The following is a 13,312-nucleotide window of genomic DNA, read 5'->3' as shown; positions in this document are numbered from 1 at the left end:
GTGTCGGCAACCATTCAGACGGAAGAATGAACAATCACCGACGAAAAATACTCACACCACACACAAACCAACCAAACCCCAAGAGGCGGTTGATCATTCGCGGATGTGAAGTACCAAAAAAATTTTGGCACTGACATTCATCGACACACTGTTGAGTTCTCAAAGAACACGCACACACCAACACCACGACCCTATGGCCGCCGCTCCGGGGCAACTTTTCCAGCCTATCCCATCATGATCATCGGCGCAAACCGCTGAACATTCGGGGAAGAACTGGAGGTGAAGCACAACCATACACGATGGAAACTACTTCAGATTTTGGTCAGGCACTTCGTACAACCTCGTGTCACTCACCCTCGCAGGTGGGAGTCGGTGTCCGTGTCGCTCTGACTTGGAATAAGTTACGCGAACCTTCAATCAATTCACAAATCGCCTGGTCACTACAGCGATTGGCCGGCTAAGGCCAGGTCAGACTGTTGCGCCTATCTGCCAATCGCGAATAGACCCGAGTGTGACGCCGAGCACCGATACCTAGTCGGAGCCCACCCGCTCGATCACTCCCCCGAGTCCACGGAGATTCTCGACGAATCGCGGGTACCCACGGTCGATGTGGAAGATGTCGTGAACTTCGGTGGTTCCGTCCGCAACCAACCCCGCAAGCACGAGCCCGGCGCCGGCCCGAATGTCCGAAGACCACACCGGCGCACTCGACAACACTGGAACTCCGCGGATCACCGCATGGTGACCGTCAGTTCGGGCGTCGGCGCCGAGTCGGATCATTTCCTCGACAAATCGGAAGCGCGATTCGAACACGTTCTCGGTGATCATCGACGTGCCTTCGGCAACCGCAGCCAAACCGATTGCCATCGGCTGCAGGTCGGTCGGGAATCCGGGGTACGGCAATGTTGCGAAATTGACCGCTTTGGGCCGTTCACGCTGAATGACGCGGAAACCGTCAACCTCGGGAGTCACCTCCGCGCCGGCTGTCCGAAGCTTGTCGAGGACCAACCCGAGATGCTTGTGGTTCACCCCGCGAACTCGGACGTCACCCCTGGTCATGGAGGCAGCGACACCCCATGTTGCGGCAACGATCCGGTCACCGATGACGCGGTGCGTAGTCGGTTCCAACTTGCGGACGCCTTGAATGGTGAGCGTCGAACTTCCGCCGCCAGATACCTTGGCGCCCATCTCGTTGAGCATGTTGCACAGATCCACGATCTCGGGCTCACGTGCAGCGTTGTCGATCACTGTCTCACCACGGGCGAGGACCGCTGCCATCAAGATGTTCTCGGTTGCACCCACAGACGGGAAGACCAGGCGGATGTTCGCTCCATGCAGGTCGTCTGCCTCGGCAACTACACATCCGTGTTCGATCTCGCTGCGCGCACCCAACAGGCGGAGCCCGGATTGGTGCATGTCGAGGGGCCTCGAACCGATGGCGTCACCGCCAGGCAAGGCAACAACAGCGCGTCGACAACGCGCGACCAGCGGACCGAGAACACACACTGACGCTCGGAACTGTTTCACCGCATCGAAGTCAGCGTGATACTTCGGCTCGGCCGGCGTCGTGATCCGCACTTCGGAATCTTCGAGTTCGACTTCGCAGCCCAGACCTCGCAGAACGTCCGCCATCAACGGTACGTCGAGAATGTCCGGGCAGTTGGTCACGACAGTGGTGCCTTCGGCCAACAGCGCCGCGGCCATCAGCTTCAGCACACTGTTCTTGGCCCCTCCCACCAGTACTTCACCTTCGAGGCGGTTACCCCCGGTCACAAGAAAGTGCTCACTCACGGTTCACAGCCTAGAGCCACAACCTCGTCGGCACCGCGCCGGTACCGTAGCCCTATGTCTGTTCACCTGACGAAGATCTACACCCGGACCGGCGACGACGGGACCACGGGCCTCAGCGATTTTTCCCGCGTGTCCAAGAACGATCCGCGTCTGATCGCCTACGCGGATTGCGACGAGACCAATGCAGCGATCGGTGTGGCCGTTGCCCTCGGCACTCCCCCGGAGAATCTCCTCGCAATGCTGCGCCAGATCCAGAACGACCTTTTCGACGCAGGGGCCGACTTGTCCACCCCCGTGGTCGAGAACCCGAAGTACCCGCCGCTACGAGTGACTCAGTCCTACATCGATCGACTCGAAGGATGGTGCGATGAACTCAATGAGCAACTGGCACCGTTGAATTCGTTCATTCTGCCGGGCGGAACCGCCTTGGGAGCCCTGCTTCACGTAGCAAGAACCGTCTCGCGGCGTGCTGAGCGTGCGGCTTGGTCCGCCATCAATGCGAACCCGGAGGACACGAGCGTGCTCCCCGCGAAATACCTCAACAGATTGTCGGATCTGCTCTTCATCATGGGAAGAGTGGCAAATCCTGAAGGCGATGTGCTCTGGAAGCCCGGCGCCGGGGCTTGAGCGGGACCGGTCAGGCGGTGCGTCGCCTACGGGCGCGCCCGTCCGGCCGAGATTCCACCCAGGACAGGAACGCTGTCAATGCTCCACTGTCCAAAGCGATTTCGTAGGCCGACGAGCCGTCATTGACCTTGACCACGACGATGTCGTCGCTCATGATGTCGAATTCGGTACCCGAGGGAGAACGACGGCTCTCGACCTCGATACCTTGACGATCGATCCTGGAGTCCGGGCCCGGCCGCAGACTCGACAGTTTGAAAAAGACAAAGGTGCTTTCGCCGTAGCGAATGATTCCGTGACGCCACCCGCTGTCCCCCGGAGATGGCAGAACACGAAGCAGTGCAGCGGTACCGCCGCGACGCAGAACCAGCAGACGATACAGAAAAGCCGCGACGAGAACCGCGAGCAGCACAACCAGAATGATCAACACAGTCATTCCGAATGTCACTGTTCGTCGGCTCCCGTCGCGGCTTTACTCGAGTAACTTACGCGCGCTCGACAGCCCGGAGCTGACCCTTGGCGACCGCAATCGCTTCGAGGTCGCCCGAGTTCTCGGCCAAGACAGCCTTGGCTGCCTCGACGTCGATGTCCTGTGCCATGTCCGCGGACTCGGCAAGGATCGTCACCGTCGTCGCAGTGACGGAGAGAAATCCTCCGTGTACCGCAGCAACGATACGCTCGCCGTCGACCGAGGTGATCGACACGGTTCCGCCCTCGATCAGCTGGCCGAGGACCGGCTCATGCCCAGGCATGATTCCGATTTCACCCTCGGTGGTCTGAGCGCTGACCAGCGTCGCCGAACCAGACCACAAGCGCTGCTCGACGGCAACGAGTTCTACGGTCATCTCAGCCATCGTGGACTACTTCCCGGCCATCTTCTTGGCTGCAGCCTCGACGTCGTCGAGTCCACCGCAGCTGTTGAATGCCTGCTCGGGCAGGTGATCGAACTCGCCCTTGCAGACGCGGTCGAAGGCTTCGATCGTGTCGCGGAGCGGCACGACGGAGCCGGGCTCACCGGTGAACTTCTCGGCAACGATGAAGTTCTGGCCGAGGAACTTCTGGATACGACGGGCGCGGCCGACGAGGACCTTGTCCTCTTCCTGAAGCTCGTCCATACCGAGGATGGCGATGATGTCCTGCAGTTCCTTGTACTTCTGCAGGATGCGCTTGACCTCGTTGGCAACGCGGAAGTGCTCGGCACCGACGATGCCGGGCTCCAGGATGCGGGAGGTCGAGCTCAGCGGATCCACAGCGGGGTAGATACCCATCTGCGAAATCGGGCGCGAAAGCTCGGTGGTGGCATCGAGGTGCGCGAACGTCGTAGCCGGCGCGGGGTCGGTGTAGTCGTCGGCGGGCACGTAAATAGCCTGCAGCGAGGTGATCGAGCGACCGCGAGTCGAGGTGATGCGCTCCTGGAGCTCACCCATCTCGTCCGCCAGCGTGGGCTGGTAGCCCACTGCCGAAGGCATACGGCCGAGGAGGGTGGAAACCTCGGAGCCTGCCTGCGTGAAGCGGAAGATATTGTCGATGAACAGCAGAACGTCCTGGCCCTGAACGTCGCGGAAGTACTCCGCCATCGTCAGTGCGGACAGGGCGACGCGCATACGCGTTCCGGGCGGCTCGTCCATCTGGCCGAAGACAAGGGCGGTGTCCTGGAGGACGCCCATCTCTTCCATTTCCAGGTGGAGGTCGGTGCCCTCACGGGTACGCTCACCGACGCCTGCGAACACCGAGGTGCCCGAGAACTCGCGAGCGATACGCGTGATCATTTCCTGGATCAGAACGGTCTTGCCGACGCCGGCGCCACCGAACAGGCCGATCTTTCCACCCTTGACGTACGGGGTGAGAAGGTCGATGACCTTGATGCCGGTCTCGAGGATCTCGGTCTTACCTTCGAGCTGATCGAAGGCTGGTGGCTTGCGGTGGATGCCCCACTGCTCGCCGTCGCGGCCGAGGCCGGGGGTGTCGAGGCAATCGCCCAGGGCGTTGAACACGTGGCCCTTGACGACGTCACCGACGGGAACCGAGATCGGCTTGCCCGAGTCGGTCACTGCAGTGCCGCGGACGAGGCCGTCGGTGGGCTGCATGGAGACGGTGCGGACCAGGTTGTCACCGAGGTGCTGTGCAACCTCGAGCGTCAGCGTCTTGGCGACCGAGGGAAGCGTGATCTCGGCGTTCAGGGCGTTGAACAGTTCAGGAACAGCGCCACGCGGGAATTCAACGTCCACGACGGGACCGATGACCCGCACGACGCGGCCGGCTACGGCCGAAGCCGAACCTGCCCCGTTGTTTTCGGTTACTGCTGCGGTCATGTGCTAGTCACTTCCTGCGCTCGAGGCGAGCGCGTTGGCGCCGCCGACGATCTCGCTGATTTCCTGGGTGATCTGGGCCTGGCGAGCCTGGTTGGCCTGACGGCTCAACGTGTTCACCAGTTCGTTTGCGTTGTCCGTCGCGGCCTTCATGGCAGTACGACGGGCTGCCGACTCCGATGCCGCAGCATCGAGAAGCGACGAGAAGATACGAGTGCTGACGTACTTCGGGAGAAGAGCGCCGAGAAGCTTCTCGGGCTCGGGCTCGAAGCTGAAGTCCGCGACGGGGCCATTGTCATGGTCGTCGTCGTGGCCGTTGGTCAGCATGTCGTCACCGAGTTCGATGCGCTCTTCCGACACGAAGACCTCGAGAGGAGCCATACGGCGAACCTCGGGAGTCTGCGTCAGCATCGACACGAAGCGGGTGTAGACGATATGGAGTTCGTCGACGCCCTCGATCGTGCCTTCACCGTTCGGAGCGGCAACCTGGTTACCCGAACCAGCCATGAACAGCTCCACCAGGTGGCGGCTGGCCTTCGCGGCATCCGAGTAACCCGGATCCTGCGAGAAGCCCGTCCACGCAGCACCGATGTCGCGGCCGCGGAACGTGTAGTAGCCGAGCCCCTTGGAACCGAGCACGTACACGACCGGCTCCTTGCCCTCGCTGCGGAGGAGAGCCATGAGCTCTTCTGCCTGCTTGAGAACATTGGAGTTGTAGCCACCACACATGCCGCGGTCACTGGTGACAACGAGGACCGCTGCCCGCTTGGGCTCCGGACGCTCGTTGAGCAACGGGTGATCGAGCGAAGCAGACGCACTCGCCAATTCGGTGAGTACCTTCGTGATCTCCTCGGCATACGGCTTGGACGCGGCGACGCGAATCTGAGCCTTGGTGATACGCGAAGTCGCGATCAGTTCCTGTGCCTTGGTGATCTTCTTGGTCGAGTTGACCGACTTGATACGAGACCGCAATTCGAGAATGCTCGCCATCGATCAATCACTCTCCCTTCGGAATTCGCAGTGTCATGGGCGCGTACGTCACTTGCTGACGGTCTTGCGCTTGACGTTGATCTGCTCGTTCGCGACCTCGTCGGCGCCCAAAGCGTCAGCCTCGGCTTCGTTCACGACCCGGCTTCCGTCGGATGCGATGAAGCCTTCCTTGAACTTGTTCGTCGCGGCGATCAGCTCAGCAGCGTTGTCGGCATCGAGTGCCTTACCGCCGTTGATGCTGGAGTAGACGCCAGCAGCCGAGTGCTTGAGGTCTTCGAGCAGTTCCTTCTCGAAGCGACGGACGTCGCCGATCGGAACGCTGTCGAAGATGCCTTCGCCGGCCAGGTAGATCGAGACGATCTGGTCCTCGACGGGGATCGGGCTGTACTGATCCTGCTTGAGCAGCTCGACCAGACGGGCGCCGCGCTCGAGCTGAGCCTTGGAGGCAGCGTCGAGGTCGGAAGCGAAGGCGGAGAACGCTTCGAGCTCACGGAACTGAGCCAGTTCCAGACGCAGCGAACCGGAAACCTTCTTCATGCCCTTGGTCTGTGCAGCGCCACCGACGCGGGAGACCGAGATACCGACGTTGATCGCGGGGCGAACGCCCTTGTTGAACAGGTCGGACTCGAGGAACACCTGACCGTCGGTGATGGAGATGACGTTGGTCGGGATGTAAGCCGAGACGTCGTTCGCCTTGGTCTCGATGATCGGCAGAGCCGTCAGCGAGCCACCGCCGAGTGCGTCGGACAGCTTCGCCGAACGCTCCAGCAGACGGGAGTGCAAGTAGAAGACGTCACCGGGGTAAGCCTCGCGTCCCGGCGGGCGACGCAGCAGCAGCGAGATGGCGCGGTACGCCTCTGCCTGCTTGGTCAGGTCGTCGAACACGACCAGAACGTGCTTGCCCTGGTACATCCAGTGCTGGCCGATGGCCGAGCCGGTGTACGGTGCGAGCCACTTGAAGCCTGCGGAATCAGATGCCGGAGCAGCAACGATGGTGGTGTATTCCATCGCGCCCTTCTCCTCGAGGGCAGCCTTGACGCCCGCGATGGTGGAACCCTTCTGACCGATGGCAACGTAGATGCAGCGCACCTGCTTGTTGACATCGCCGGAATCCCAGTTGGCCTTCTGGTTCAGGATGGCGTCGATGCAGACCGCGGTCTTGCCGGTCTTGCGGTCGCCGATGATGAGCTGGCGCTGGCCGCGGCCGATCGGGGTCATGGCGTCGATAGCCTTGATACCGGTCTGGAGCGGCTCTTCGACCGGCTGGCGCTCGAGCACCGAAGCGGCCTGGAGCTCGAGTGCACGGTTCTCGGTGCTCTCGATCTCGCCGAGGCCGTCGATGGGCGCACCCAGCGGGTCGATGACGCGGCCGAGGAAAGCATCGCCGACGGGAACCGACAGAACGTCGCCCGTGCGCTTTACTTCCTGGCCTTCTTGAATGTTCTGGTAATCGCCAAGGATGACGGCACCGATTTCGGTGGCATCCAGGTTGAGCGCGACGCCGACGATTCCACCGGGGAACTCCAACAGCTCGTTGGACATAGCCGAAGGCAGGCCAGAGACGTGCGCAATGCCGTCACTGGTGTCGGTCACTGTGCCGACCTCCTCACGGGAGGCCTCCGGGGAGTAGCTCGCGGTGTAGTTGTCGATCGCGCTACGGATCTCGTCGGAGGAGATCGTCAGCTCCGCCATGTTTTTCCTGCTCTCGGTGTCTGGTCTTCGAAAAGATCTGGAGTATGTGTTCGGCTGAAGGACTACTTGAGGTTCTTCCGCAGTGCTGCGAGTCGACCCGCTGCGCTGCCGTCGATAACCTCGTCGCCCACCCGGACGACCAAGCCGCTGAGGAGTTCTGGATCGACCTCGACGTGCACTGCTACCGGCTTCCCGTAGGTGCGGGTAAGAGTGCTCGCCAAGCGATCCGACTGCTCCGAGCTCAACGCCGAGGCGCTGCGAACGTGAGCAACGGTGGTATCGCGCTGCGCTGCGGCAAGATTCGACAGCTGATCGAAAGTGTCTGCGGGTGCAGACTTCAACCGGCCGACGGCCTGTCCGGCGAGTGCCTCGGTGACCGCGGTGACCTTGCCGTAGAGCAAGCGGGAGAGGAACTCACGCTTGCGGGCTGCGGGAACCGACAGATCCGAGAGCGTCTGCTCCAGGCTGGGATCCCCTGCCACGATGCGACCGAGACGGAAGAGCTCGTCCTCAACGGTGTCCAACTGGCTCTGATCGGCTGCGGCGCGGAGCAGAGCTTCGCGTCCGAGCAGTTCGAGCGAGTTGACCAAGTCGCGGGCCGCAGACCAGTCCTGGCCTGCAGCTGCCTTCACGGTGGCGAGCGCCTCGGCGCCGACCTTTCCGGAGAACAACTGCTCTGCCAAAGCCTGGCGACCAGCGGCCGGTGCCGAAGCGTCAGCCAGCGCGCTGCGAAGAGCGCGCTGGCCGTCGAGTACCTCGACCACCGAGAAGAGCTCGGACCCAGCCTGAGCAGAAGCAGCAGTTGCGGCTCCTGCAGAGACGGCGCCCAGGGCACTGCTCAGCGCAGAACGAGTCTGCGCCAAGGCTTCACGGCTCGCTGCGTACATGTTGCTCACTTCCTGGCTGAATCAGCGCTGACGGTGTCGAGCTCGTTGAGGAAACGATCAACCGTTCCGGCGCGCTTCACGTCGTCGGCGAGAGACTCCCCGATGACCTTCTCGGCCAGGTCTACAGCGGTCTTGCCGAGATCCGAGCGGAGCTCAGCGACGATCTGCTGACGCTGGGCGACGAGCTGGCTGTGGCCTGCGGCCACGATGCGGTCGCTCTCGTCCTGCGCCTGAACCTTCATGTCAGCGATGATCTGCTGACCCTGGGTACGCGCTTCCTCACGGATCTGCGCTGCCTCGGTACGAGCTTCGGCGAGCTGCGCGCGGTACTGCTCGAGCGCGGCCGCTGCCTCTGCCTGTGCGTCTTCGGCCTTCTTGATGCCGCCCTCGATCTGCTCGGTGCGTTCGGCCAAGACCTTCTGGAACTTCGGAAGAACGAGCTTCCAGAAGACAAAACCGACTACGACGAGCGCAACCGCGGACCACACGATGTCGTATGTCTCGGGCAAGAGAGGATTGTGTGTCTCCTCTGTTGCCGCGAGCACTGCGAAGGTGGCTCCCATGTCTGTCTTAGAAAATGAAACCGGCGACAAGGCCGATCAATGCGAGGGCCTCGGTGAATGCAATACCGAGGAACATGGTGGTACGAACCTGGCCGGCCATCTCGGGCTGGCGGACCATGCCTTCGATTGCCTTGCCCACAACGATGCCCACGCCGATGCCGGGGCCGATTGCTGCGAGGCCGTAGCCGATGGCTCCGTAGCCGCGCGACTTGGTCTCGACAACTTCCTGAGCGAGGTAAGCGATGCTCATGGTGTTCCATTCCCTTTCTGTTGACCTCTGCCGGATTCGGCAAGAGGCTCAGTTCTTGGTGTAGCTGGTGAGGAGGTAAAAGGTCAGTGCTCGTCGGCGTGGAGCGCCAGTTCGATGTACACCGCGGTCAGCAACGCGAACACGTAAGCCTGCAGGAAGATGACCAGCAGCTCGAAGAACGTGAATGCGATACCGGCGATGATCGACGGAACGCCGAAGATCGCCTGGAATCCGCCGGACACGAAGAAGAAGTAGTTCGTCGCGCTGAAGAACAGCACCAGCAGGATGTGGCCGGCCAACATGTTGGCCATGAGACGAACCATCAGCGTGAACGGGCGCAGGATGAAGGTCGAGATGAACTCGATGGGCACCAACAAGAAGTGCAGGGGCAGCGGAACGCCGGGAACGACGATGCTGCTCTTGACGTACTTGAAGAAGCCGTACTTCTTGATTCCGACGTAGTTGAACACGATGTAGGCGAGCGCCGCGAGTACCAGGGGCATACCGATTCGTGCGTTCGGCGAGATGTTCAGGAAAGGAATGATGCTGGCCAGGTTGCTGGCGACCACGATGAAGAAGATTGTCGTGATGACCGGCAGGAAGCGCTTGCCCTGTTCCTTGCCCAGGATCTCCTCGGCGATGTTGATCCGAACGAAGTCGAGCGCAAGCTCAGCGGCGTTCTGCATCCCACGGGGAACCAGTCGAGGGCTGCGCATCGCGATCACGAAGAAGGCTGCGACCAGCACCGACATCAGCAGACGAATCAGCATCAGACGGTCGAGCTCGAAGGGGCCCGCGTGAATCAACACGGAGGGCGGGAAAAAATCGTCTAGTGACGGCGCATGGAATTCATCCGCGGCCAGGGTGGTGACGCTCAGCGTTCTCTCCCGTAGTCGGTCCGCAGCCATCATTGACTGCGGTTCGATCGGACATTGACGATCTACAAGTCGACAAGTTCGACTCGCGCATTCGTCAGCAGCTGGAGAACCCTAGAGGGGCCTGGCGTCTGTCGGTGTCGGCGACTCTCGTCGACTCAGTGGTCAGAATTTCGACCACCTGCGAGCACATGGCATCGTCGGCTGAGTGTTACTCGGCCCACCATTGCTCTCGCTTGAACCGAACCTTATCAAGTCATCTACGACATTGTGTAGATGGGGTACCTGGAAGTCCGATTAGTTACCTCTTGTAGTACTACTCGTCGTCGTCGACGTTGCTGCTGGGAGTGGGATCGACGTACGGAGTTTTGGTTCCCAGGACGCCGTAAGTCTCCGCACCGAGCACCACGACCAGCGACATGATGATGACCAGGACGAGGGCGGTCTTGTTGTAGAAATCCATGTCCGAGAGGACAAAGAGAACCACCATCGCGAGAATCATCTTCAGCAGCCAGGTACCGAGCAGAACGGCACCGGCCGTGAGCGCAGGCAGCTTCGCTGTGAGCAGCACGCCCAACGCCGTGAACAAGATGAATCCGCCGCCGACGGCTGCGCCGATCAGAGCGCCGTAGACGCCTTCCTTACCGGCGAAGAGCCCGCCCAGGAGCGCGCCGACCACGGCCAGCGCGATCAGCCCCATCACACCCCACTTCACGGCCGACTTCATGGCGGCGGTCGAATCAGGGATGGGTTGCGAGGCAGGTACAGGCTGCGGCGTGTTCGTCACGATGCCCAAGGGTAATGGATCGGAAAACTTGGCTAGCGACGCTGCTGCTTGCGATCGATCAGCGAAGGCACCGCAGTGAAGAACAACGCAAGAACCAAACCGGCCGCGACGAGTACAACAACCAGCTGACGATTGAGCAGCGAGGATCCGACGGCACCGAACGCCAGGACGCTGACCCACAGGTAGATGACCAGCACAACTCGTCGGTGCGTGTGTCCGATCTGCAAGAGGCGATGATGCAGGTGCATCTTGTCCGGACTGAACGGACTGACGCCCGCTTTCGTCCGGCGGATCACGGCCAGGAGCATGTCCAGCATCGGGATGAACATCACAGCCCCGACCAGCAACAACGGCGCGAGGAGGCCGACGAGGTCGCGGGTTCCGTAGGCAGTGAGCGGAATACGACCGGATGCACTGGTGGAGATCGCGGCCAGCATGAGACCGATCAACATCGACCCGGAATCGCCCATGAAAATGCGCGCTGGATTGAAGTTGTGTGGAAGAAAACCGAGACAAGCGCCTGCCAAGGCCGCCGCGATCATCGCCGGCGGGTAGACACTCGCGTCGCCGCCCTGATCGTGGAGAAGACCGATCGAGAAGATGAGGATGGCGAGCGCCGCGATCAGCCCCAACCCGGCGGCCAATCCGTCGAGACCGTCGACAAAATTCATGGCGTTGATGGTCGCGACGGCAACAGCAACGGTGAACAGTCCGGATTGAATCTGATCGAGGATGATGGTGGACCCACCGTCACCGCCGAACGGGTTGTAGATGATGAACCAGCTGACGCCCATCACCACGAGAACGCCGGCAGCAGTCACCTGACCGACAAATTTGGTGAGGGCGTCGAGGCCCCACCTGTCGTCGATCACACCCACGAGGACGATGACGGCGCCAGCTACGAGCGCAGCGTGTACGTCAGGACTGCCGAAGCCGAAACCTCTTGTGAGCGCGGGTAATTGCTGCGCGAACAGCAGACCGACAGCCATGCCGACATACATTCCGACGCCACCGAGGCGCGGAATCGGCTCGACGTGAACGTCCCGATCACGAGGAATCGCGACAGCGCCGAACCTCAGCGCCAACAACCGGACTGCGCCAGTCGCCAGGTAGGTCACCACCGCCGCCGTACACAGCACGAGCAAAAGTTCACGGATGGGAACACCCGCTCCCCCGCCACCCTGTGCCAGATACGTGGTCGCCTCGTAGGAAGTGATCACTGCTCGAGATCACCCGTCTGGCGGGCATAGGCAGGCTTTGCCCGGACCAGTTCGCGAACGCCGTCGGCAACTGCTGCCAACTCGGCCTCTCCTGACGTGGTGGCGGGGTCCGCGACAACTGCGCGCGCGATCAACTCCCCCACCACGCTCATGTCGGAGCGGTTGAAACCCTGGGTCGTCACGGCCGCGGACCCGACGCGGATTCCGGACGTGACGGCGGGCGACTGCGGATCGAACGGAATCGCGTTCTTGTTGAGCGTGATCGAAGCCAGTCCGCACCTACGCTCGGCGTCGACGCCGGTGACACCGCTTGCGCGCAGGTCGAGAAGCGCCAGATGTGTGTCGGTTCCACCGGACACGGTGCGCAGACCGCGAGCTTCCAACGACAGCGCGAGCGCCGATGCGTTGGCAACCACTTCCTGTGCATACCAACGATATTCCGGCGTCGACGCCTCTTTGAACGCAACCGCTTTCCCGGCGATCGCATGCATCATCGGGCCGCCTTGAATGAAGGGGAACACCGCGCGATCTACAGCCGAGGCATGCTCGCTGCGGCACAGGATCATTCCGCCGCGCGGGCCTCTGAGGACTTTGTGCGTCGTCGCGGAGACGACGTCGGCGTACGGAACGCACGAAGGTATCGCCCGGCCTGCCACGAGTCCGATGAAGTGGGCGGCGTCGACCCACAGGATCGCACCGACCTCGTCTGCGATCGAGCGGAAGGCTGCGAAGTCGATGGTGCGGGAGTACGCGGTCGCGCCGGCGACGATGATTTTCGGCTTGTGCGCCAGAGCCAGGGTGCGAACCTCGTCGTAGTCGATCAATTCGGTGGCCGAATCGACGTGATAGGGAACGGTGGTGAACCACTGCCCCGAAAAGCTGACGCGAGACCCGTGAGTCAGATGCCCACCGTGCGGCAGACTCATCGCCAATACGGTGTCGCCGGGCTTGGCGAATGCAGCGTACACCGCGAGATTCGCAGTGGCCCCCGAATGCGGTTGGACGTTGACGTGCTCGGCGCCGAACAGCGCCTTTGCCCGATCGATCGCCAGATTCTCGGCTACGTCGACGTACTCGCACCCGCCGTAGTAACGCCGACCCGGATAGCCCTCGGCGTACTTGTTGCTCAGAGTCGAACCCAAGGCAGCCAGTACGGCAGGGCTGGTGAAGTTCTCGCTCGCGATGAGTTGAAGTCCGTCGCGCTGGCGCTCGAGTTCGGCCAGCGCAACAGCCGCGATCTCGGGGTCTGCCGTGACAAGCTCACCGAAATCCGGTCCCCAATACGTGGATTCCCCCGCGCGCTCGCCGCCGGCGCCGACCATCG

The 13,312-nt window shown here is 61.9% G+C and carries 14 protein-coding genes; 1 reads left to right on the top strand and 13 read right to left on the bottom strand.

Annotation, left to right across the window (positions count from 1 at the left end; translation table 11 throughout):
- Positions 1-531: 531 nt before the first annotated feature.
- Positions 532-1,791, bottom strand: coding sequence for a UDP-N-acetylglucosamine 1-carboxyvinyltransferase (gene murA, locus ATN37_RS02685; RefSeq protein WP_007726224.1), 1,260 nt, complete (start codon positions 1,789-1,791; stop codon positions 532-534).
- Positions 1,792-1,845: 54 nt separating this feature from the next.
- Between murA and ATN37_RS02680 the strand changes: the two genes are divergently transcribed.
- Positions 1,846-2,418, top strand: coding sequence for a cob(I)yrinic acid a,c-diamide adenosyltransferase (locus ATN37_RS02680; RefSeq protein WP_030537338.1), 573 nt, complete (start codon positions 1,846-1,848; stop codon positions 2,416-2,418).
- A 10-nt stretch (positions 2,419-2,428) separates the two neighbouring features.
- Here ATN37_RS02680 and ATN37_RS02675 read toward each other — a convergent pair whose 3' ends face one another.
- From ATN37_RS02675 to glyA, 12 genes are all read right to left on the bottom strand, one after another.
- Positions 2,429-2,851 carry a DUF2550 domain-containing protein gene (locus ATN37_RS02675; RefSeq protein WP_029255703.1) on the bottom strand — a complete coding sequence of 141 codons (423 nt, stop codon included), beginning with the start codon at positions 2,849-2,851 and terminating at the stop codon, positions 2,429-2,431.
- Between the two features lie 49 nt (positions 2,852-2,900).
- Positions 2,901-3,269, bottom strand: a complete 369-nt coding sequence (locus tag ATN37_RS02670) for a F0F1 ATP synthase subunit epsilon (protein WP_003941287.1) — start codon at positions 3,267-3,269, stop codon at positions 2,901-2,903.
- A gap of 6 nt (positions 3,270-3,275) precedes the next feature.
- The gene (gene atpD, locus ATN37_RS02665) at positions 3,276-4,727 is read right to left on the bottom strand and encodes a F0F1 ATP synthase subunit beta (RefSeq protein WP_003941349.1); all 1,452 of its coding nucleotides are present in this window, start codon (positions 4,725-4,727) and stop codon (positions 3,276-3,278) included.
- A 3-nt stretch (positions 4,728-4,730) separates the two neighbouring features.
- Positions 4,731-5,714 carry a F0F1 ATP synthase subunit gamma gene (locus ATN37_RS02660; RefSeq protein ID WP_003941320.1) on the bottom strand — a complete coding sequence of 328 codons (984 nt, stop codon included), beginning with the start codon at positions 5,712-5,714 and terminating at the stop codon, positions 4,731-4,733.
- A gap of 48 nt (positions 5,715-5,762) precedes the next feature.
- Positions 5,763-7,406: a F0F1 ATP synthase subunit alpha gene (gene atpA / locus ATN37_RS02655; RefSeq protein WP_007726218.1), complete on the bottom strand. Its 1,644-nt coding sequence runs from the start codon at positions 7,404-7,406 to the stop codon at positions 5,763-5,765.
- A 62-nt stretch (positions 7,407-7,468) separates the two neighbouring features.
- The gene (locus ATN37_RS02650) at positions 7,469-8,293 is read right to left on the bottom strand and encodes a F0F1 ATP synthase subunit delta (protein WP_003941304.1); all 825 of its coding nucleotides are present in this window, start codon (positions 8,291-8,293) and stop codon (positions 7,469-7,471) included.
- 5 nt (positions 8,294-8,298) lie between these two features.
- Positions 8,299-8,856 (bottom strand): F0F1 ATP synthase subunit B, encoded by a 558-nt coding sequence (locus ATN37_RS02645; RefSeq protein WP_019749173.1) that lies wholly within the window; start codon positions 8,854-8,856, stop codon positions 8,299-8,301.
- Between the two features lie 7 nt (positions 8,857-8,863).
- A complete protein-coding gene (locus ATN37_RS02640; RefSeq protein WP_003941327.1) occupies positions 8,864-9,106 on the bottom strand; it encodes an ATP synthase F0 subunit C in 243 nt (80 codons plus the stop codon).
- A gap of 83 nt (positions 9,107-9,189) precedes the next feature.
- Entirely contained in the window at positions 9,190-10,017 is an 828-nt protein-coding gene (atpB, locus tag ATN37_RS02635; protein WP_030537337.1) for a F0F1 ATP synthase subunit A, read from the bottom strand.
- Positions 10,018-10,297: 280 nt separating this feature from the next.
- Positions 10,298-10,768 carry a glycine zipper family protein gene (locus ATN37_RS02630; RefSeq protein ID WP_019749175.1) on the bottom strand — a complete coding sequence of 157 codons (471 nt, stop codon included), beginning with the start codon at positions 10,766-10,768 and terminating at the stop codon, positions 10,298-10,300.
- Positions 10,769-10,800: 32 nt separating this feature from the next.
- Positions 10,801-11,988, bottom strand: a complete 1,188-nt coding sequence (locus ATN37_RS02625; protein WP_003941359.1) for a glycosyltransferase family 4 protein — start codon at positions 11,986-11,988, stop codon at positions 10,801-10,803.
- Positions 11,985-13,310, bottom strand: coding sequence for a serine hydroxymethyltransferase (gene glyA, locus ATN37_RS02620; RefSeq protein ID WP_218694710.1), 1,326 nt, complete (start codon positions 13,308-13,310; stop codon positions 11,985-11,987). Before glyA ends, ATN37_RS02625 begins: the two co-directional genes overlap by 4 nt.
- Between the last annotated feature and the right edge of the window lie 2 nt (positions 13,311-13,312).

This window comes from Rhodococcus sp. MH15, from assembly GCF_019266045.1.
Lineage (GTDB): Bacteria > Actinomycetota > Actinomycetes > Mycobacteriales > Mycobacteriaceae > Rhodococcus_F > Rhodococcus_F qingshengii.
The sequence above is the reverse complement of the archived record's forward strand: the minus strand, read 5'-3'. Positions and strand labels throughout refer to the sequence as shown.

Bases quoted from the DNA above. Each gene is read 5' to 3' on its own strand.
- ATN37_RS02645 (WP_019749173.1), bottom strand. From the start codon at position 8,856: ATGGGAGCCACCTTCGCAGTGCTCGCGGCAACAGAGGAGACACACAAT.
- ATN37_RS02650 (WP_003941304.1), bottom strand. From the start codon at position 8,293: ATGTACGCAGCGAGCCGTGAAGCCTTGGCGCAGACTCGTTCTGCGCTG.
- ATN37_RS02670 (WP_003941287.1), bottom strand. From the start codon at position 3,269: ATGGCTGAGATGACCGTAGAACTCGTTGCCGTCGAGCAGCGCTTGTGG.
- atpA (WP_007726218.1), bottom strand. From the start codon at position 7,406: ATGGCGGAGCTGACGATCTCCTCCGACGAGATCCGTAGCGCGATCGAC.
- ATN37_RS02675 (WP_029255703.1), bottom strand. From the start codon at position 2,851: ATGACTGTGTTGATCATTCTGGTTGTGCTGCTCGCGGTTCTCGTCGCG.
- ATN37_RS02680 (WP_030537338.1), top strand. From the start codon at position 1,846: ATGTCTGTTCACCTGACGAAGATCTACACCCGGACCGGCGACGACGGG.
- atpB (WP_030537337.1), bottom strand. From the start codon at position 10,017: ATGATGGCTGCGGACCGACTACGGGAGAGAACGCTGAGCGTCACCACC.
- ATN37_RS02640 (WP_003941327.1), bottom strand. From the start codon at position 9,106: ATGAGCATCGCTTACCTCGCTCAGGAAGTTGTCGAGACCAAGTCGCGC.
- glyA (WP_218694710.1), bottom strand. From the start codon at position 13,310: ATGGTCGGCGCCGGCGGCGAGCGCGCGGGGGAATCCACGTATTGGGGA.
- ATN37_RS02660 (WP_003941320.1), bottom strand. From the start codon at position 5,714: ATGGCGAGCATTCTCGAATTGCGGTCTCGTATCAAGTCGGTCAACTCG.
- atpD (WP_003941349.1), bottom strand. From the start codon at position 4,727: ATGACCGCAGCAGTAACCGAAAACAACGGGGCAGGTTCGGCTTCGGCC.